At 67.1% G+C, this 17,736-nt stretch carries 22 protein-coding genes; 16 read left to right on the forward strand and 6 right to left on the reverse strand.

All coding sequences use genetic code 11. The features are described from left to right. The first annotated feature begins 316 nt into the window (after nucleotides 1-316). From KLK06_RS31775 to KLK06_RS31790, 4 genes are all read left to right on the forward strand, one after another. Entirely contained in the window at nucleotides 317-823 is a 507-nt protein-coding gene (locus KLK06_RS31775) for a cytochrome P450 (RefSeq protein WP_214639366.1), read from the forward strand. Then, on the forward strand, nucleotides 820-978 hold the full coding sequence (locus KLK06_RS31780; RefSeq protein WP_214639367.1) for a hypothetical protein: 159 nt from the start codon (nucleotides 820-822) through the stop codon (nucleotides 976-978). The genes KLK06_RS31775 and KLK06_RS31780 overlap by 4 nt, the downstream gene beginning before the upstream one ends. A 157-nt stretch (nucleotides 979-1,135) precedes the next feature. Continuing rightward, complete coding sequence (locus tag KLK06_RS31785; RefSeq protein ID WP_214639368.1) at nucleotides 1,136-1,933, forward strand: sensor histidine kinase KdpD; 798 nt, start codon at nucleotides 1,136-1,138, stop codon at nucleotides 1,931-1,933. A gap of 48 nt (nucleotides 1,934-1,981) precedes the next feature. Continuing rightward, entirely contained in the window at nucleotides 1,982-2,341 is a 360-nt protein-coding gene (locus KLK06_RS31790) for a DUF6247 family protein (RefSeq protein ID WP_214639369.1), read from the forward strand. Nucleotides 2,342-2,440: 99 nt separating this feature from the next. Here KLK06_RS31790 and KLK06_RS31795 read toward each other — a convergent pair whose 3' ends face one another. After that, complete coding sequence (locus KLK06_RS31795) at nucleotides 2,441-4,630, reverse strand: protein kinase (RefSeq protein ID WP_214639370.1); 2,190 nt, start codon at nucleotides 4,628-4,630, stop codon at nucleotides 2,441-2,443. Between the two features lie 60 nt (nucleotides 4,631-4,690). Next, nucleotides 4,691-5,389 carry a M50 family metallopeptidase gene (locus tag KLK06_RS31800; RefSeq protein WP_214639371.1) on the reverse strand — a complete coding sequence of 233 codons (699 nt, stop codon included), beginning with the start codon at nucleotides 5,387-5,389 and terminating at the stop codon, nucleotides 4,691-4,693. Between the two features lie 34 nt (nucleotides 5,390-5,423). On the opposite strand from KLK06_RS31800, the gene KLK06_RS31805 reads away from it, so the two are divergent. The 6 genes from KLK06_RS31805 to KLK06_RS31830 all read left to right on the forward strand — a co-directional run bounded on the left by KLK06_RS31805 (nucleotide 5,424) and on the right by KLK06_RS31830 (nucleotide 10,918). Further along, the gene (locus KLK06_RS31805; protein ID WP_308168534.1) at nucleotides 5,424-6,308 is read left to right on the forward strand and encodes an amidohydrolase family protein; all 885 of its coding nucleotides are present in this window, start codon (nucleotides 5,424-5,426) and stop codon (nucleotides 6,306-6,308) included. 8 nt (nucleotides 6,309-6,316) lie between these two features. Further along, nucleotides 6,317-6,796 carry a nuclear transport factor 2 family protein gene (locus tag KLK06_RS31810; RefSeq protein ID WP_308168535.1) on the forward strand — a complete coding sequence of 160 codons (480 nt, stop codon included), beginning with the start codon at nucleotides 6,317-6,319 and terminating at the stop codon, nucleotides 6,794-6,796. Nucleotides 6,797-6,805: 9 nt separating this feature from the next. Continuing rightward, nucleotides 6,806-7,930, forward strand: coding sequence for a magnesium/cobalt transporter CorA (gene corA, locus KLK06_RS31815; RefSeq protein WP_214639372.1), 1,125 nt, complete (start codon nucleotides 6,806-6,808; stop codon nucleotides 7,928-7,930). Nucleotides 7,931-8,061: 131 nt separating this feature from the next. Further along, nucleotides 8,062-8,307, forward strand: coding sequence for a hypothetical protein (locus tag KLK06_RS31820; protein WP_214639373.1), 246 nt, complete (start codon nucleotides 8,062-8,064; stop codon nucleotides 8,305-8,307). Further along, complete coding sequence (locus KLK06_RS31825) at nucleotides 8,304-10,370, forward strand: hypothetical protein (RefSeq protein ID WP_214639374.1); 2,067 nt, start codon at nucleotides 8,304-8,306, stop codon at nucleotides 10,368-10,370. The genes KLK06_RS31820 and KLK06_RS31825 overlap by 4 nt, the downstream gene beginning before the upstream one ends. A 14-nt stretch (nucleotides 10,371-10,384) precedes the next feature. Further along, on the forward strand, nucleotides 10,385-10,918 hold the full coding sequence (locus KLK06_RS31830) for a hypothetical protein (protein ID WP_214639375.1): 534 nt from the start codon (nucleotides 10,385-10,387) through the stop codon (nucleotides 10,916-10,918). Here KLK06_RS31830 and KLK06_RS31835 read toward each other — a convergent pair. Beyond that, nucleotides 10,887-12,467 (reverse strand): hypothetical protein, encoded by a 1,581-nt coding sequence (locus KLK06_RS31835; RefSeq protein WP_214639376.1) that lies wholly within the window; start codon nucleotides 12,465-12,467, stop codon nucleotides 10,887-10,889. The two genes, KLK06_RS31830 and KLK06_RS31835, sit on opposite strands and share 32 nt — an antisense overlap. A gap of 425 nt (nucleotides 12,468-12,892) precedes the next feature. On the opposite strand from KLK06_RS31835, the gene KLK06_RS31840 reads away from it, so the two are divergent. Beyond that, nucleotides 12,893-13,423 (forward strand): ATP-binding protein, encoded by a 531-nt coding sequence (locus tag KLK06_RS31840; RefSeq protein ID WP_214639377.1) that lies wholly within the window; start codon nucleotides 12,893-12,895, stop codon nucleotides 13,421-13,423. Between the two features lie 34 nt (nucleotides 13,424-13,457). Here the strand turns inward: KLK06_RS31840 and KLK06_RS31845 are convergent, their stop codons facing one another. Continuing rightward, complete coding sequence (locus KLK06_RS31845; RefSeq protein ID WP_214639378.1) at nucleotides 13,458-14,573, reverse strand: serine hydrolase; 1,116 nt, start codon at nucleotides 14,571-14,573, stop codon at nucleotides 13,458-13,460. Nucleotides 14,574-14,662: 89 nt separating this feature from the next. Beyond that, nucleotides 14,663-15,067, reverse strand: coding sequence for a hypothetical protein (locus tag KLK06_RS31850; RefSeq protein WP_214639379.1), 405 nt, complete (start codon nucleotides 15,065-15,067; stop codon nucleotides 14,663-14,665). Here KLK06_RS31850 and KLK06_RS31855 point away from each other — a divergent pair. Then, nucleotides 15,060-15,398, forward strand: a complete 339-nt coding sequence (locus KLK06_RS31855) for a hypothetical protein (protein WP_214639380.1) — start codon at nucleotides 15,060-15,062, stop codon at nucleotides 15,396-15,398. The genes KLK06_RS31850 and KLK06_RS31855 overlap by 8 nt on opposite strands. 20 nt (nucleotides 15,399-15,418) lie before the next feature. After that, nucleotides 15,419-15,730, forward strand: coding sequence for a MerR family transcriptional regulator (locus tag KLK06_RS31860; protein ID WP_308168536.1), 312 nt, complete (start codon nucleotides 15,419-15,421; stop codon nucleotides 15,728-15,730). Between the two features lie 50 nt (nucleotides 15,731-15,780). Here KLK06_RS31860 and KLK06_RS31865 read toward each other — a convergent pair whose 3' ends face one another. Next, on the reverse strand, nucleotides 15,781-16,287 hold the full coding sequence (locus KLK06_RS31865; protein WP_214639381.1) for an ArsI/CadI family heavy metal resistance metalloenzyme: 507 nt from the start codon (nucleotides 16,285-16,287) through the stop codon (nucleotides 15,781-15,783). An 83-nt stretch (nucleotides 16,288-16,370) separates the two neighbouring features. Here KLK06_RS31865 and KLK06_RS31870 point away from each other — a divergent pair, with 83 nt between their 5' ends. From KLK06_RS31870 to KLK06_RS31880, 3 genes are all read left to right on the forward strand, one after another. Beyond that, entirely contained in the window at nucleotides 16,371-16,754 is a 384-nt protein-coding gene (locus tag KLK06_RS31870) for a helix-turn-helix transcriptional regulator (RefSeq protein ID WP_214639382.1), read from the forward strand. Between the two features lie 107 nt (nucleotides 16,755-16,861). Beyond that, a complete protein-coding gene (locus tag KLK06_RS31875) occupies nucleotides 16,862-17,218 on the forward strand; it encodes an arsenate reductase ArsC (RefSeq protein ID WP_250906362.1) in 357 nt (118 codons plus the stop codon). Then, nucleotides 17,215-17,718 carry a GNAT family N-acetyltransferase gene (locus KLK06_RS31880; protein ID WP_250906345.1) on the forward strand — a complete coding sequence of 168 codons (504 nt, stop codon included), beginning with the start codon at nucleotides 17,215-17,217 and terminating at the stop codon, nucleotides 17,716-17,718. Before KLK06_RS31875 ends, KLK06_RS31880 begins: the two co-directional genes overlap by 4 nt. The last annotated feature ends 18 nt before the right edge of the window (nucleotides 17,719-17,736 follow it).

A 17,736-nucleotide genomic window follows, 5' to 3' on the forward strand; every position in this document is an offset into this window, starting at 1 on the left:
TGGAGAAGTGGTTGTAGAACGAGCCCATGCCGACGTCGGCGGCCTGGGTGAGGTCCAGGATCGCCATGTTGGTGTTGCCGTCGGCGATGAAGGTCTGGGCCGCGTGGATGAGCGCGGCGCGGGTGCGTGCCTTGCGCCGGTCCAGGCGGCTCGGTGCGGCGTCGGTCATCTGTCCCTCTCCTGTGGGCTGTGGTGCGCCCTCCACTGTAGTGGATTCCGTCAAGAGTGACGGAATCATCACTATTGCTTTGGCGAGTCATTACACGACTGACGGTACTGTCCATAAATGACGAAATCGTCAGATTCGGAGAATTTCATGACCACCACGCAGTCCGTCACCGGCCTTCGTCCCATTCGGTCCCCGCGCGGGATCCCGATCCTCGGCCACACACCCCAGATTCCCGGCATCAACCCGGTCGCGTACTTCGGCGAGCCGGCCGAGCAGTTCCCCGAGGGCATCTTCAGCCTGGACATCGCCGGCCAGGAGAACGTCCTCGTCTACGACCCCGACCTGGTGACGGAGGTCTGCGACGAGACCCGTTTCGGCAAGCCGATCCTCCCGCCGCTGAGCCATGTCCGGGACTACGCCGGCGCGGGCCTGTTCACCGCCTATGACGATGAGGAGGCCTGGGGCATGGCGCACCGGATCCTCATGCCGGCCTTCAGCCAGCGGGCCATGAAGAGCTACTTCGGGCAGATGCTGGAGATCGCCCAGAACCTTGTGGGCAAGTGGGAGCGCAAGCAGGGGCATCACCGCGGCCCGAGCCAGGTCGAACGGTCTCGGGCGCACGACACCAACCGCCCAACCCTGCCAAGAAAGTGAGATCACCATGCACCGACCACATCCCACTCGCCGACGCCGCCGAGGCGATCCACCGGCTGGAGCACAAGATCGGCGACCCGATCCGCCTCATCCTCATTCCTGACGACCGAGGACGAACGGCCAAGGCCACAGAGGACACCCTGTGCGCGCCCTGACCTTTGCCGCATTTCCGAGCGCCGAAGAGAAACGAGAGCGACATGTCCCACCTCGATTTTCCCATCACCCGCCGCGACTCGCGCCTGGACATAACCCGACCTGTACGTCTTCCGGGGAAAGGCAGCCCCGAATCTGATCGAGAAAGGATCGTCCACGATGACGCCTCTGAAAGCCCGGTACTCCTGCGAGGAACCACACCCGCTCTGTGAGGGCCGAGCCGCGGCGACGATCCCGATCGTCCCCGACATGCGGAGAGAGCTGGAGCAGGAGGTTCAGAAGAACCGGCAGTTCGCCTCCGACGCCTCGCACGAGATGCGCACGGCCGTCGCGGGATTGCGCGCGGAGCTAGAGGCGGCCCGCCTGTATCCCGACCAGACCGATCTCCACGACCTGCTCGCCAAGGCGCTGAGAGGCGTCGACCGGTTGGATGCGGTCCTCACCGACCTGCGAGTCCTCGGCGAAATAGAGGCGGGTCCGGCCGTGGAGCCGCAGCAGGTCGACCTCGCAGAACTGGTCCGGGACGAGATTTCCCGCCGGGTCGATCGCCTCGCGGTCCGGCTCTGGCTCCAACGGGGCGTGACTGTCCGGGCAGTCCCGATCCGGATTGCCCGGCTGCTCACCAACCTGCTCGACAACGCCCAACGACACGCCCAGCGAATGGTCGAGGTCCGGGTGAGCCGCATGGGCGACAGCGCCGAGATGACGGTAACCGACGACGGAGACGGAATCGCGGAGTCCGATCGGGAACGGATCTTCCAACGCTTCACCCGCCTGGGCGCCGCACGCCGCCTCGACCACAAAGGCACCGGCCTCGGTCTGGCGATCGCCCGCGAAATCGCCCAGGCACACATGGGCACCCTCCACGCCAGAGAGTCCGCAACCGGTGGCGCTTGCTTCGTGCTGCGGCTTCCCCTCAGCACAACGGCCTACATGGCGACCGCAGTACGCGGGTAGACCACGTGGGAGTCGGCCCGGAAGAAGATCAGGCCTTTGAAGTCGCGGATGCGTGGCATCAGGCCCGAACACGGTCGGCGGCGCGAAGACCGGGAACGACTGGCCTTGCGTGTCGGCATGCACGGTGGTCGGCCGAACGCCGGAGTCGTTGGTCAGCGGGCGTCGCTGCCGGCCGCTAACGTGGCCGCGTTCGATGCTGAACTCACGGCGATCAGTCACGCGGACGTGGTGGACTTGGCCGCACTGGATGACTTTCTCACCGGGTGGTGGCATATCGCCGTCCGGGCGGCCGGTGACCCCGAGGACTGGCAGCGCATGCACGCCGAAGCTGAGCAGATCCGCTCCGGTCAGCGTTCGGCAGGCGCGTCGCTGGCCGAGGTCCTTGCTCGGCGGGGAGTCCAGCTTTAGGTGTACGGCATCAGGATGGGCAGCTCGATCGCCGAAGCCCAGATCGACGCTCTGTCCGACCCGGAGATCGACGGTGCTGCGCGTGGATCGTCACCCGATCTAGCCGTTCTTGGCGACCGCGCCTCTGATGCAGATCGGCTTGGACCAGGCGACCTTGCTGGTCTTCGAGATCTGCAGTGGGACGCCCACCAGGAAGCAGTAGCCGGTGTCCGGGTCCAGGCCCGGCACGCGAGCTGAGGTGGTGCTGGGCTGGAGGGCGGTGATCGCCTGCTCGCCCTGCTTGGCCGGGGAGTGCTGGACCACGACCGGGTAGCGGGCGGACTCCTTGGGCAGTGTCCACCGCAGCTCCACGAACGTGCTCCGGTCGGCCACCACCTGTACCTTGCGCGGGGCCAGCGCGGCCAGAGCGTCCTTGTCGATGGTGCCCTTGTTCTCGGACGACTTGGGGGCGGTCGACGGGAGCCGGGACGTCTGTGGGTCGGCCACGAGGGCGGCGTTCTGTCGCGACAGGTAGACGGCGAACCCGGCGCCTGCGAGCGCCACGATCGTGACGGCGGCGCCGATCGCCGCCACTCGGGTTCCTCTACGCCTCGGCGGGAGTCCGGCCGACGCGTGCGCCGGACCGCCCGCAGTCGGTCCGCCCGCAGTCGGGCCGCCCCGCGAGGGATTGCCCGCTGGGAGACCACCCGCAAGGAGACCATGCTGGGTGGGATAGCCCTGCGCAAGCTGGTTCTGGGTGGGATAACCCTGCTCGGGATGGCTTTGCGGGGGATGGGGGAGGCCGCCCGATGGGGGATAGGCACCGCTGGGCGGATAGCCCGGTTGCGACGGGTGTGCGGCTCCGAACGAGGAACCGGTCTGCGCTGGATGCGGGGGCGGGACCGTGGCGGGAGCGGCCGACCCGTCCATGCTGAGCTGCGAGCCAGTCGGCTGAGGCCCGCCGAACTGCGGCCCTAACGGCTGGGAACCGGTCGATTGAGGCCCGCCGAACTGCGGCCCCGACGGCTGGAGCCCAGCGGGGTGGTAACCGGACTGCTGCGCACCAGATGGCGGCGGCTCGAAAGGGCTGTACCCCGGCTGCTGCGCGCCGGACGGTCGCGGCTCGAAGGGGCTGTATCCGGACTGCTGAGGCCCCGCCTGTTGCGGACCCGACGCTTGAGGACCCGACGGCTGTGGCTCGAACGGGTTGTATCCGGCCGCCTGCGGCCCGCCCCCCGGCGCGGCCACCGGGCCAGGCGCGTCGTACGCCCCAGTCACGGGCGCCCCAGGCGCGTACGCCCCCGTCACGGGCGCCCCAGTCACGGGCGGCCCAGTCACGGGCGGCCCAGTCACGGGCGGCCCGGCCAGGTGCGCACCCGTCGAGGGACCGGCCGCAGGAGACTCGCCGGGGTCCGGTCGCCGGGGCGCCGGCGACGTGGCGGGCCCGGGACCCGGATCCTGCCCGACCAGGTCCGTCACCGACAGTCCCAGCTCCGCCTGCACCTCCCGCAGCCGTTGCGCGAACTCCCGCGCCGACCCGTACCGCACGTCAGGCTGCTTCGCCATCGCCCGCAGCACCGTCTCGAACACCACACGCGGCACGTCGGCCCGGTTGATCGGCGGCGGCTCCGCGCTCAGCACCCGGTACATCAGCGGCGCGATCGACGGGTCCGACGGGCTGTGGAAGGCGGGCTGCCCGGCGAGCAAGTGATAGAGCGTCGAGCCGAGCGAGTAGATGTCGGTCGAGGCGGAGTGCGGCTGCCCGGTCAGCACCTCCGGCGCCGCGTGCAACGGCGTGAACGCCTGCGCCGTGGCCGAGATCTCCGACGAGTCGACGACCCTGGCCACGCCGAAGTCGGCCACGGCCGGCTCGCCGTACCGGGAGATGAGGATGTTCTGCGGTTTGATGTCGCCGTGCAGGACCCCCGCCTCGTGTACGGCGGCCAGCGCCCCGGCCAGCTTCACGCCCGCGCGCAGCACGTCGGGCACCCGCAGCGGGCCCTCGTTGCGGACCTTGTCGCGCAGCGAGCCGTTCTCGAAGAAGTCCATGGCGATGTACGGCTTGCCGGAGCGCGTCACGCCGGTGTCGAAGACGGTCACGACGTTCGGATGGCCGGTGAGCCGGCCGGTGAGCTGGAGTTCGCGCTGGAACCGGCGCATGGTCCGCTGGTCGACCCGGTCCACGGACAGGACTTTCAGCGCCACGATCCGGTCGAGGCGCTCCTGGTAGGCGCGGTAGACGATGGCGAAACCGCCCTGGCCGGCCTGATCGAGTACCCGGTAGCCGGGCGCGTCCTCGACTGGCAGCACAGTACTCCCCCCTGTCACGGGCGAGTTTAATGTGATTTGCCGGACCTGGAGGGACTGTCGCTAGAGCGGGTTCATGAGATAGGCGCCGCCCACCACCGAGGCGCCCGCCACGAGCAGGAAGAAGAACACGTAGAAGCCGCCGGGCAGGATGGTCAGCCTGGCGAGCTGGTCGGCGTCGGAGTCACGCGCCTGCCGCCTGCGCCGCTTGCGCTGTAACTCGATGATCGGCCGCACCCCGCCGAACAGCAGGAACCAGACCGCCACCAGGGCCACGACCTGCTGCACGTTGTCCGGGGCGTACATCGACAGGGCGAACACCGCACCGCCCGTCGCCAGCAGGATCAGCGCGCCGTACAGGTTGCGGATCAGCAGCAGCATGCAGACCAGGAACAGCAGCACGGTCCACATCAGCAACGTGATGCGCCCCTGCTCGGTCAGCCACGCGGCGGCCAGCCCGAGTATCGACGGCGCCAGATAGCCCGCGAGCGCGGTCAGCACCATGCCGGGGCCGTTGGGCCGGCCCCTGGTCAGCGTCACGCCGGAGGTATCCGAATGCAGCCGGATGCCTTCGAGCTTGCGCCGGGTGACCAGCGCCATCAGCGCGTGGCCGCCTTCGTGGGCGATCGTGATCAGGCCCCTGGACAGTTGCCAGGACATGCCGAAGCTGACGATCGCGAGCGCGACGAGTGCCGAGACCACCACGACCCAAGGGTCGGGGGCAGGCTGAACCTCGATCAGGTGAGCCCAGAGCTTGTCCATCGAGGTATGACCCTATCCAGGTAAAGTCACGCTCGTGCTCACAGAACAAGATTCTGATGCCGAAGTGCCGGAATGGTGGCGAGAGCTGGGATTGCCCGGGCTGATCGACTTGCATGTGCACTTCCTGCCTGAGCGCATGGAACGCCGGGTCTGGCACCACTTCACCCACGGCGGGCCCCTCATGGGGAACGGCTGGAAGATCCAGTACCTGTGGCCGGTGGAGGAGCGGGTCGCCCGGCTGCGCGAGCTGGGCGTGCGGGCCTTTCCCGCCCTCGCCTATGCCCACAAGCCGGACATGGCCGCCGATCTCAATGACTGGACCCTCGACTTCGCCCGTCGTACCCCGGACTGCCTGCCGTCCGCGACCTTCTACCCGGAGCCGGGCGCGACCGGCTACGTCCGGCGGGCGCTGGAGCGCGGCGCGCGGATCTTCAAGGTGCACCTCCAGGTGGGCGGGTTCGACCCGAGGGCGCCCGAACTGGATGAGATCTGGGGCCTGCTCGCCGAGGCGGGCGTGCCGGTGATCGTGCACGCCAGCTCGGTGCCGGTCGGCAGCGGCTTCCTGGGCGCTGAGCCGATCGGCGCGGTGCTGCGCCGGCATCCCCGGCTGCGGGTGGTGATCGCGCACCTGGGGATGCCCGAGTACGACCCGTTCTTCGAGCTGGCCGCCCGCTACGAGCGGGTGGCGCTCGACACGACCATGGCCTTCACCGACTTTACCCAGGTCAGGATGCCTTTTCCGGACAGATTGCGGCCCGCGCTGCTTGATCTTGGTCTCGCGGGGAAGGTGGTGCTTGGCACCGATTTCCCGACAATTCCATATTCGTACGCACACCAGCTGCGTGCTCTTCACCGGCTCGACCTGGGAGAAGACTGGTTGAGGGCCGTATGCTGGCATAACGGGATAAACATGGTCTGATAGGCAGGGTGAACGACCAGCACGTGGCGCTGATCCGCGCTTTCTACGAGGCACTCGGCCGCGCTGACTACGCGGCAATGGAGAGGTGCTATCACCCCGAGGTGAGCTTCGGTGACCCCGTCTTCCAGGAGGTGGAGGGCCGGCGCAGGGTGATGGCGATGTGGCGGTTGCAACTGGGTGTGCGCGACGGCCTGAAGTCGGAGTTCAGCGGCGTGACGGCCGACGACTTCACCGGCACGGCGCACTGGTCCTCCCGCTACACCTTCTCCGGCACGGGCCGCGAGGTGGTCAACGAGAGCGACGCGCTGTTCAGGTTCGAGGACGGCGTGATCGTCAGGCATCACGACGACTTCGACTTCAAGCGTTGGTCGCGGATGGCGCTGGGCAGGCCGTATGGGCTGCTGTTCGGCTGGACGCCGATGTGGCGCAAGTCCATCCGAGACCGGGCGACGCGGGCACTCGACGAGCTGGCGGCAGATTTTCAGTAAGGGGCGCACATGGCACGGCTGAAGGGGTTCGGACGAGGTAACGGTGGCGCTGCCCGCGAGGCGGCGCCCGAGTACTCGATGGACCCGCGCGCCGGTGAACAGGCGCCCTACCAGCCGACCGTCATCGACAACGCCATCTACCAGGACGGCAAGCGGGTCGACGACCCCAGCTCGCTGGCCGACGCCTTCGAACGCCTCAAGGAGCTGCCCGACAGCCTCGCCTGGATCGGCCTCTACCGGCCGAAGGACTGGGAGCTGGCCAAGCTCGCCGAGGAGTTCCAGCTGCACCCGCTGGCCATCGAGGACGCCATCGTCGGCTCCCAGCGCCCCAAGGCCGACCGCTACGGCGACATGCTGTTCGTCGTACTGCGCGCCGCCCGCTACCTCGACGACGTCGAGGAGGTCGCGTTCGGCGAGCTGCACGTCTTCGTCGGGTCCAACTTCGTGATCACCGTACGGCATGCGGAGGCGCCCGACCTGCAGGCCGTACGCAAGCGTATGGAGTCGGACCCCGACCTGCTCCGTCAGGGGCCGCAGGCGGTGCTGTACGCCATCCTCGACGCCGTGGTCGACGGCTACGCCCCGGTGGTCGCCGGGCTGCAGAAGGACATCGAGGAGATCGAGGCCCAGGTGTTCGGCGGCGACCCGTCCGTCTCGCGGCGCGTCTATGAGCTGTCGGGCGAGGTCATCGAGTTCCAGCGGGCCACCACGCCGTTGGTGCGGATGATCGACGGGTTCATCGCCGGGGCGGCCAAGTACGGCGTCAACGACGAGTTGCAGAGCTACCTGCGTGACGTGGCCGACCACGCCATCACGGTCATGGAGCGGGTGGCCTCCTTCCGGCAGATGCTCCAGGACATCCTGCTGGTCAACTCGACGCTGGTGACCCAGGCGCAGAACGAGGAGATCGCCAGGATGACCCAGGCCAGCATCCAGCAGGGCGAGGAGGTCAAGAAGATCTCCGCCTGGGCGGCCATCCTGTTCGCCCCGACGCTGGTCGGCACCATCTATGGGATGAACTTCGACTTCATGCCCGAGACGCACTGGGTGCTCGGCTACCCGTTCGCGATGCTGCTGATGGGCGTGGTCTGCCTGGTCCTCTACACGGTCTTCAAGCGCCGCGACTGGCTCTAAGGCCATTCACCCGGATTCACCGGCCTATACATAGCCATTTCGCTGAATTGCCGCATTTCGCTTTTATGTCTGCTTCTCCGTGGTTACCATTCCTTCGACCCCGCCTCCACGAGATCGGGCGAGATCAGGTCATGATGGCGACGCAGGCACAGATCGACGCCGCCAGGCGTCAGATCGAACAGCTACGCGATCAGCATGCGAATGACGTGATCGCGCTTGCCCGCCTGGTCGATGACGGCGCGCTCAAAGGCTCGGCGGGGGACAGGCTCGCCGCCGATCTACGCGCGTGGGACAAGGGCTTCAAGGACCTGTTCGCCCGGGCGTTATCGCTGCTGGACTCCCTCCAGCCGTCCGATCCGGGGGCGTCCACCCGATGAGTCCGCAGGTCGGCATCAACCCCACGCTGATGACACAGCTGATCAACGGCATGAAGCGGGTCAGCACTACGATTCCGGACGTCGGCCTCGAGGTGGAACGAGCCCTGACCTCCCTGAACATCCAACTGTGGGGCCCGACCCCGCTCCCTGCCATCGGCCGCCAGATGAGCGACCAGATTCCCGCACTCCAGGGCCGCCTCGACCTGATCCTCGCCGAACCGGACCGCAAATCCGGCAAGGGCGGCATTCTCTGGGCCAACGAATCCAACTGGCTGTCGAAGTCTCCCGCCGAGGGCACGGCATCCGCCAAGACCCTGGCCACAAAGCTACGGGATCAGATCGAGAGCCATTCACTCGACGCCAAAACGGTGGCCGAAATCGAGCGGCACAAGAACGATCCGTTCTTCGCCGTGGCGTTCGCCAAGGAAATATCGCCGCGTGAGCTCAAAGCCCTGATCTCCAGGGCGTACGGGTCCGATCTCCCGCAGTCGGAACGCCCGCTCCAACACGACGTCGCGACACAGGAACGGCTCGTCACCATGCTCAGCACGATTCTGGGCACGGCCTCGCGCGGAGTGGGCCGGCTGAAACTGGCCGACGACTACGCCGACCAACTGGTCGACCACATCGAGGACCCGCAGAACGCGTTCGCGGTGAAAAAGCTGCTCCAGGACGGCGAGTTCGACCACACGTTCCTGCTCACACTGGTCCGGAAGCTCTACGACAAAGACGTGGCCCATCCCCTTGACCCGGCCCGCCAGCGAGATCCTTGGACGAAGCCCGGTGCCAAGGACATCTCACCGGGCGACCTCAGCCCCTTGGGTACGGCGCTGGTCGCGCTGGCTCACCATCCCGCCGTCGCCCAGGATTTCTTCACTGACCCGCAGCGCAAGCCCCTGGCTTACCTGATGCGGCAGCACCCCTGGGATGGCGATGCCGACGCGGATCTCGGCTGGGCCATCGAAGTGGCCAGCACGGAGTTCCGCGACCACGATTTGCCGCCGGGCAACTCACGCGGTTACAAGTCCGCACTGATCGCCTCATGGGCGGTCCGTTTCTGGAGCGATGCCAAGGTTCAGGCCAACCTTCCCCATACGCGCGCCAATCTCGGCTCGGTCTTCGCCCAGTACACCGAGAACGTGCACCGTGACTTGCAGTCCTTCAGCACGAAGATGCCAGGCGTGGAGACGGACATGGACGCCGACAAGAACCTGAAAGGTGTGGAACCCTTTGGCGCCAAGTTCAACGCGGCAGACACCAAGAAAGCTATGACGTGGGCGTTCGCAGACGAGGACGCCTTCAAGACCGTAGCGACCGCGCACGGGTTGTATGCCGCCACGATGCTGGACGAACTGGCCGACAAGATCGCGGCAGAGGTCCGGGCCGACTTCGCGGAATGGCGGAAGGCTCACCCGGATGCCACACGGCAGCAAGTGGACGCCAAGCGACAGGACATACTCGAAGAGCGCATGAGCCGTAGCGGTGGCGCCGCATTCGCCTGGGCAGCGGGAAGCCTCAGCAGGACCACCTTTGTGATCACCGATGCCGCCAACATCTCCTCCATCGAAGCGGCGAAGGCCGATGATGCACGCCTTGCCACTTTCAAGGAGGTGGCCGAGAAAGTCGTCGGACTGGCTCCAGGACCGCAGGGGAAGCTCATCGGACTCATGGTCGACAAAGCTAAAGAGACGATTTTCGGAAAGATCAAGTCCAACCATGAAGACCAGGCTCGCGAAGGCGCGGACACCGCGTTGGAAGTGGCCAAGGATATGTTCACAGATCTCGCGGCGGCCACCATGATGCGCCACGGCCTGTTCGGGGACGGATCCGTGCCTGCCAGCACGCACCCATACCATCACAAGGACTACTCTCCAGGTGCGGACGGCCACTTTATGGACAACGGGAAAATCCTGCCACGCGCGGAGATGGATGCCGACCAACTCGATGACTACAAGAATTGGCTGAAACTGAGCGACACTGGCCGTGTCCTCGGCCGACCGGGTGACGCCATCGAGGACGGTTTCAACGATGTCGGGAATTACTACTCCGGCCATGGCTCATGAGAATCCAACCGTCAGTGGTCCTCATCCTCGTGGTTCTCGTCCTGGCGGCATGCTCGTCTCCACCCGATCCGCCGCCCGACACCCGGCCGTTGGGTAACGTGACCGCCACCCCACGAGAATGCGACCTGATCTCGGCGAACGCTATCAAGATCGCGACCGGTCTCAACGACTACAGGGCCTATGGCACCAAGATGGACATGGGTCGGAAATTTGCGTCATGCTCGGTGCGCGAGAAAGGGGGGTCTGATAGCAGCTTGGGACTCATGATCGAAGTCTTCGACCCGTCCCCAAACGATGCGGAAGACCTGGAGAACACCAAGCTGTCCACCCATGGGAAGGACCTTCTCGACGAATTAGGGCTGGGCTTCGCAGCGCGACGGAAGAACGCCAAAGACAAAACCATCGCCTTCGTATACGGATGGACGCCCGACTACAAGCGCCTTCTCACTGTCAACATCATTGAGCATGCACCGGGTCGGGATTCTCTGGCGGACGCGACCGAATTCTTCCGCCAGCTCAAGCCCCTCCTGCTGGACAAGCCGAAGTGAGCCCGCACGATCGCAGGGTCTCGTCCAGCCGACGAACGTAAGCGGTGTTCACCCAGGGCTCCAGCCGGGCTCGCGCTTGGGCGATCTCGTCGGTGAGCCGAGCCGAGCTGTGCTGCCTGGTGATGACGGCGGCCTCTGTCAGTTTGGCCGCCGCCTCGGGAATCTCCCTGGCCTGCGTCAAGCCTCTGGCATACCGGGCAAGCACCAACCCCCGCCCCTTCTTGAACCCCGCCCCATGCCCAGCCAGATATTGCTCGGCCGCCCTAATGACGTCTCCGGGTCGATTCAGCCGGACCAGCAAAGCGGTCCTCCTGGATTCCACCACCGCCGGCGTGATCCAGTACAGGAACGCCGGTTCATTGTCCTTCGACGCTCCTGCCGACGCGAGCGCGCTCTCATGCGCGCGGGCGCTCGCCGCAGCGTCACCCTCGGCGGCGTGGGCGAGTGAGAACAGCGATTCGTGTAGTGGCGCCAGCAGCTTGCTCGGAGATCGGGCGGCCCAGCTCTGAACGGCGAAGGCATGGTCGAAGACCGCGGCCGTCCGGTCCTGGTCGGCGGCCATCCTGCCTAGCCAGTAGTGCACGTAGCCGACCAACGTCGGATCGCCGTGGTCGAGTGCCGCTCGTAGCCCGTCATGCAACAGTTGCTCGGCCGCTGCGTAATCACGCAGGTCGTAGGCGAGATAGCCGGCCAGTTGCGACAACTGCGCATACGTATCGAGGAGCCGATCGCGCAGGCTCGGCGGCATCGACTCGCGGGCAAGGAGCCTTCCGACCGCTGCCCGCTGCCCATTGACCACCGGCAGCAGCGTCGCGGGCCCGGACACGTCGTCCGCCCGTCGCACGTGCAGAGTCAGCTTCTCGAACGTGCGTACCGTGGCCTCGTCCACCCGCCCAGTGCTACGCAGTACCCCTGCCAAGCGCTCCTCCTCTTCCGAGGTGAGGACTCTCAGCAGGTCAAGCGCCCGACTGCCGCCGAGCACCAGAGCCAGTTCGAAGAGCAGTTCCCGTCGCTTCACATCGGTCTCCTCGACGCCGGTGGCACGCAGCAACTGCACGCACGCTGAGGCGTCCAAGAGCAACGTGTCAGCGGGTCGGGCTGCCGCGTTCACCTCCATGGTGACACGCGCTCCAGAGGCCCGATTGGCGTCCAGGTCGCGGAAATCAGCACCATCGATCAGCTCACGATCAGCAGCCCCGTACGCCACCAGGTCCTCCGCTCGCGCCAGGTTGCGCGCGGCGGTTTGGTAGATCTTGGCCAGCACAGTGAGCAGACGGACGGGCGGCCGACGCCCCGCCTCCGGCCAGGACTCGAAGTCGTACAGCCGCGACTCGCGCAGTGCCGCCGTGCCCGCCGGGTCGGCGTCGTTGACCATGGCCACCACGTCGGCCGCGGTGCGGCCGTGTGCCAGCCGATAGAGCCGCAGTGGGCTCACCTGGTGGGTGAGCGCGAGCACGTCGGCGATCTGATCCCACGTGAAGCTCTTCTTCCTGAGGTGCTGACTCCAAGAACGAGCCTGTAGCAGCACCCGGTAGCCATCGCCGGACATCCGCGCCTCCTCTGGCCTGGAATCGCGTACTTATTGTAAAGCGACGATCACATTCCGTGCGAGAGGATGGAAGGGTCGATCGAGGCCGCAGTGGGATGACGACCTCAAGCTCGGACAACCAGTCGGAGAGTGAGCTACGGTACCCCTGTAAGCCCCGGGATCTCGCCACTGCTCTGCATGCGACGGGGGCAAGCTCTTTTCTGGCGCCATGTGGTCGCCAGGTCGCCAGCTTCCTTGTGTCGTGCGTGAGAGATCAATCAAGACCGCATCGGAGCACCGATCCTCGACGCCGACAGACTCGCGCAGGTCAGCGTAACTGTCGCGTGGGTAATCAATGAAGACGTGATGGGGATCCACGCGGCACGCCCGACGGGGCACCGTATGGATGACGAGCCGAACACTTCACGTGTCCACGGAGGATCCCAGTGCCCATCACCGAAACGGTGGACGTACCTGCTCACCTGCTCATTCCCCGGCAACGTGAGCAGGACCCGAGCGCCGGGCCATCCCGTCCGGTCCTGCGTGAACACATCGACGCCATGATCGACCTGCACCCCGGCGGCCTTATCTGGCGGCGTACCTTCCCCGGCACCCCCGACCGGATCCCGCACGCTCGCCACTTCACCCGCTATCTCCTGGCTGATGCCCCTTGCCAGGACGACGCGGAGCAGATCGTCGCCGAGTTGGCCGCGAACGCCCTGCGGCACACCAGCAGCGGCCGCTCCGACGGGACCTTCATCGTCGAGATCACCCGCACGACCGCCACGACCACTGTCGCGGTCTATGACTGCGGCTGGGGCGGTCGCCCCCGCTTCGGTGCGGACTTCCGGACCGATGCGGAGTGTGGCCGAGGGCTGGCTCTCGTCGCCGCGCTCGCCGACGAGGTCGGGTGCGAAGGTGACGAGGAGGTGGGCCACAAGGTGTGGGCGACGATCCACACCCGTCCCGACCTGTAGATCTAAGCAGTCAAGGCGTTCGGGTCAGCCTTGTCTACTGAGCCGACCCGGCCTGCCCGCCGCCGAACACCTCCTTGACGAGCCTCTGCGTCGCCTTCTGGAACGCCCCTGCCAGGGACATCGCGACGTCGTCCACATAGTTCACCGCGGCGGTCAGGGTCTTACTGCCGTCGGGCGTGCTGTACATCAGCGCCCCGTGGCCCGCGATGCCGCCGTTGTGGGAGATGACGGTGCCGCCGTCCGTGTTCACCACGAACACTCCCAGGCCGTAGTCCATGTTCGGGATGCCCGTCGGGTGCGGGGTGCACATCTCGGCCAGCAGCGGGGCCGGCAGGAGCTTGCCGCCCACCAGCGCGGAGATGAACGTGTGGAGGTCCTGGGTGGTCGAGATCATGTCGCCGCCGGTGGAGATCCAGGAGGGGTTCTGGCGGGTGACGTCGACCGTCTTCTGCTGCCCGGCGTCCTCGTAGCGGTAGTAGGCGTGGGCGTACGGCTCGGGGATCTCCGGCGAGGTGTCGGGCACTATGGTGTCCGACAGCCCGAGCGGCTCCAGGATCAGCCGCCGCATCTCCTCGGCGAGCGAGCGGCCGGTGACCTTCTCGATCAGCAGCCTGGCCAGCACGTAGTTGGTGTTGGAGTAGCTCCAGGCCGTCCCCGGCTCGAACCGCGCCGGCTTGGACAACGCCAGCTCCACCAGCTCCTCCGGCCGGTAGGTCTTGAACCGGTTGTCGACCCACTCCTGGCCCGACCAGACGATCCCCGGCACGAACTCGGGGTAGTAATCGCCGGTGAAGTTGAACACCCCGCTGGTGTGCTGCAGCAGCATCCGCACCGTGATCCGCCGGTCCAGCCCGAACTCGGGCAGGTAGTCATCCGCCGGAGTGTCCAGCCCGATCTTGCCCTCGGCCACCAGTTGCAGCACCACGGTCGCGGTGAAGGTCTTGGTGTTGCTGCCGATCCGGACGTGCCCGTTCGTCGGCGGCTTGGCGGTCTCGCCCAGCTCGGCCGCCCCGGCGCTGCCGACCCACTCGCCCCGCTCATCGTGTACGCGCAGCGACACCCCGGTGAAACCGGAATCGACGATCTCCTGGATGGCCTTCTGCAGCTCCGGGCGGTCCAGCTCGTCCTGGCCGGTAAGGGTGATGGACATGGTGGTGTACTCCTTCACATGTGAAATTCATGGTCACGGGGTCCGGAGAGGACCCCGTGATGAGCTGTGGCTGCGCGGGTCGACGTCCGTCAAGCGGCGTCGAGGGCCTCGGTGATCTTGCGGGCCATGTCGGCCAGGGTGGGGCTGGGCCGGCCCTGGCTGGTGTGAGCGGCGGCTTCGATGGCGACGATGACGGTGCTGCGGAAGTTGTCGGCCTCGGCCGGGTCCTGCTGCTTGAGCAGGCTGATGGCCGCGGTCAGGGCGGGCAGTACCTGGTCGGCGAGTTCGGCTACGGATTTGCCGTACTTCACGCCCTTGGGCGCCTTGGTGAGCACGTGCCCGACCAGGCCGGTCGCGGAGGTCAGGGCGATGGAGCCGTGGGTGGCGACCTTGTGGGCCGAGCCGGCGGCACCAGCGGCGGACATCAGTGAGACTGCGCCCCACGCGGCGGTACGCAGGGTGAGCTTGTCCTGGTCGGTAAGGGTGATGGACATAGTGGTGTACTCCTTCAAATGTGAAATTCAGCCGCAATCGCTGAACCGTTCATGGCATTTACGATCGCCGATCGCTCTGATACCGGGCCGTTGCCGTCCTGACGCGGCTGCTGACACGACACCGGGCGAGATCAGCCAACGCCGGGATGGCCGCCCGGAGCACGCGACGCGGGCCGCCGAGCTCAGCGCGCGGGAGAACGGCTGCTGCTCGTTCTTCACCTTCACCCTGACCATCGCCGACGGCGGCATGACGCTGGAGGCGGCGGTGCCGCCGGAGCAGGTCGCGGTGCTGGACGCGCTGCAGGCCCGCGCCAGCGCGGCGTCGGCGTGAACAGGCCGCGCTGACCAGCGGTGGACCACATCGGAGGGCCGTTCCTGCGCAGCGGGCAGGTGGCCGATCGGGCCGGGGTCAACCCGCAGACGCTGCGCTACTACGAGCGGCGCGGGCTGATCGCCGAACCGCGACGCAGCCCCGGCGGGCATCGCGCCTACCCGCCGGAGACCGTCACCCTGCTCACGGTGATCAAAGCCGCCCAGCGGCTCGGCTTCACCTTGGAGGAGGTGGCCGAGCTGATCGACACCGGGCGGCGCGGCCATCCCACCCCGGATCTGCGTGCCCGCGCCCAAGACAAGATCGCCGAGGTAGAACTCGCACTGGCTTGACCGCCCGGCGTGCCGGCCCCGCCGCGAAATGCGGCGGGGCCGCACGCCGGTCAGCAGCAGCCGGCCCTCGCCCCGGCGGCGGGGACGTCCTGCCCGCCAGGCTGCTCCGTGGCCTGACCGCACACGCACGGCGCGGTTGCCCCATCGTGGGCCGTCGCGTCCTGGGCGGTGGCCGACTTGCCGAGCGTGTCGGCGTCGGCCTTGACCACATAGACCTCCCAGGGCTCGTTGCCAGGGCCATGGACCCAGACCTTGTCCTGCAGGGCATAGCAGCAGGAGGTGTCGTTCTCGGTGAACGTGGCCAGCCCGGCGTCCTTGAGCCGCTGAGTCGCGGCGTCGACCTGCGCGGTGTCCTCGACCTCGACGCCCAGGTGATCCATGCGGGTGTCCTGGCCCTGCTCGCCCTCGATGAGCACCAGCTTGAGCGGGGGCTCGGCAATGGCGAAGTTGGCATAGCCGGGGCGGCGCTTGGCCGGTTCGGCGCCGAACAGCTTGGAGTAAAAGGTGATCGAGCCTTCCAGGTCGGCGACGCGGAGGGCGAGCTGGACACGGGACATGACGATCTCCGATCGTTGTTTCGATGAATGTCTAAACAGCTCCGAGTTTGCGCTCTTGCTTAGGATTCTGTCAAATTAGAGATATGTCGAAGCAGGAGTTGCCGGTGCTCGCCTCCGGGTGCTGCGCGCCGCTGGTCGCCGAGCCGATCGGCCAGGACGAAGCGGCCGAGCTGGCGCGGGTGTTCAAGGCCCTGGGCGATCCGATCCGGTTGCGGCTGCTGTCGCTGATCGGCGCGCACGAAGGCGGCCGCGAGGCCGGCGAGGGCGTGTGCGTCTGCGAGCTGACCGGCGCGTTCGCGGTGACCGCGCCGACCATCTCGCATCATCTCAAAGTGCTGCGCGAGGCTGGCCTGATCGACAGCCAGCGACGCGGCACCTGGGTCTACTACTGGATCATCCCGGCCACGCTCAAGCGCCTGACAGGCGTGCTCGCCCTCCCCGAGACGCTCACCGCGGACGCCCGGTGAGCCCGGCCCGGGTGAGCCTGGCGCGCCGGGCGCTGGCCACAGTGTCCGACCAGCCCGACAAGCCGCAGGTGTTGTTCGTCTGCGTGCACAACGCCGACCGCTCCCAGATGGCCGCCGCCTTCCTCACCCACCTGGCAGGCGATCGCGTCCTGGTCCGCTCGGCCGGATCGGCGCCCGCCGACCAAGTGAACCCTGCCGTAGTGGAGGCGATGGCCGAGGCCGGCATCGACATCTCCGCCGAAATCCCCAAGGTGCTCACCGGCGACGCCGTTCAAGCCAGCGACGTGGTCATCACCATGGGCTGCGGTGATACCTGCCCGATCTTCCCCGGCAAGCGCTACGAGGACTGGCAGCTCGACGACCCCGCAGACCGGGGTGTCGACGCAGTGCGCCCCATTCGCGATCAGATCGAGGCCCGCGTCCGCGTGCTGATCGACGACCTCCTGCCCGGGGAACGGGGATGAACAGCACGACCGTGAAGGTCGCCGCAATGACACCCGAGCATGCCGCCCAGGTGCTGGCCATCTACCAGCTCGGCATCGACGAGGGACAGGCGACCTTCGAGACCACCGCCCCCACCTGGTCGCACTTCGACACGGCCAAGCTGCCCACGCACCGGCACGTCGCCCTGGACGACACCGGCCAGGTGCTCGGCTGGGTGGCGGCCACCGCGGTCTCCGACCGGTGTGTCTACGCCGGGGTGGTGGAGCACTCGGTCTATGTCCATCCCGGCGCTCGCCGTCACGGCGTCGGCTCCATCTTGCTGGCCGCCCTGATCGCCTCCACCGAAGCTGCCGGCATCTGGACGATCCAATCCGGGATCTTCCCGCAGAACACCGCCAGTCTCGCCTTGCACGCTCAGGCCGGGTTCCGGGTGATCGGCACCCGGGAGCGAGTCGGCCGCCATCACGGCCTCTGGCGCGACGTCGTACTCATCGAGCGTCGCAGCCCGGTCATCGCCTGATGTCGGCGTACGGGCTCA

Origin of the sequence: Nonomuraea sp. NEAU-A123 (assembly GCF_018603905.1) — a bacterium.
Lineage (GTDB): Bacteria > Actinomycetota > Actinomycetes > Streptosporangiales > Streptosporangiaceae > Nonomuraea.

Coding starts and splice junctions, on each gene's coding strand:
- KLK06_RS31870 (WP_214639382.1), top strand. CDS start 16,371: ATGTCGAAGCAGGAGTTGCCGGTGCTCGCCTCCGGGTGCTGCGCGCCG.
- KLK06_RS31855 (WP_214639380.1), top strand. CDS start 15,060: ATGGACATAGTGGTGTACTCCTTCAAATGTGAAATTCAGCCGCAATCG.
- KLK06_RS31845 (WP_214639378.1), bottom strand. CDS start 14,573: ATGTCCATCACCCTTACCGGCCAGGACGAGCTGGACCGCCCGGAGCTG.
- KLK06_RS31850 (WP_214639379.1), bottom strand. CDS start 15,067: ATGTCCATCACCCTTACCGACCAGGACAAGCTCACCCTGCGTACCGCC.
- KLK06_RS31865 (WP_214639381.1), bottom strand. CDS start 16,287: ATGTCCCGTGTCCAGCTCGCCCTCCGCGTCGCCGACCTGGAAGGCTCG.
- corA (WP_214639372.1), top strand. CDS start 6,806: ATGGCACGGCTGAAGGGGTTCGGACGAGGTAACGGTGGCGCTGCCCGC.
- KLK06_RS31800 (WP_214639371.1), bottom strand. CDS start 5,389: ATGGACAAGCTCTGGGCTCACCTGATCGAGGTTCAGCCTGCCCCCGAC.
- KLK06_RS31790 (WP_214639369.1), top strand. CDS start 1,982: ATGCGTGGCATCAGGCCCGAACACGGTCGGCGGCGCGAAGACCGGGAA.
- KLK06_RS31875 (WP_250906362.1), top strand. CDS start 16,862: ATGGCCGCCGCCTTCCTCACCCACCTGGCAGGCGATCGCGTCCTGGTC.
- KLK06_RS31785 (WP_214639368.1), top strand. CDS start 1,136: ATGACGCCTCTGAAAGCCCGGTACTCCTGCGAGGAACCACACCCGCTC.
- KLK06_RS31880 (WP_250906345.1), top strand. CDS start 17,215: ATGAACAGCACGACCGTGAAGGTCGCCGCAATGACACCCGAGCATGCC.
- KLK06_RS31820 (WP_214639373.1), top strand. CDS start 8,062: ATGATGGCGACGCAGGCACAGATCGACGCCGCCAGGCGTCAGATCGAA.
- KLK06_RS31825 (WP_214639374.1), top strand. CDS start 8,304: ATGAGTCCGCAGGTCGGCATCAACCCCACGCTGATGACACAGCTGATC.
- KLK06_RS31775 (WP_214639366.1), top strand. CDS start 317: ATGACCACCACGCAGTCCGTCACCGGCCTTCGTCCCATTCGGTCCCCG.
- KLK06_RS31835 (WP_214639376.1), bottom strand. CDS start 12,467: ATGTCCGGCGATGGCTACCGGGTGCTGCTACAGGCTCGTTCTTGGAGT.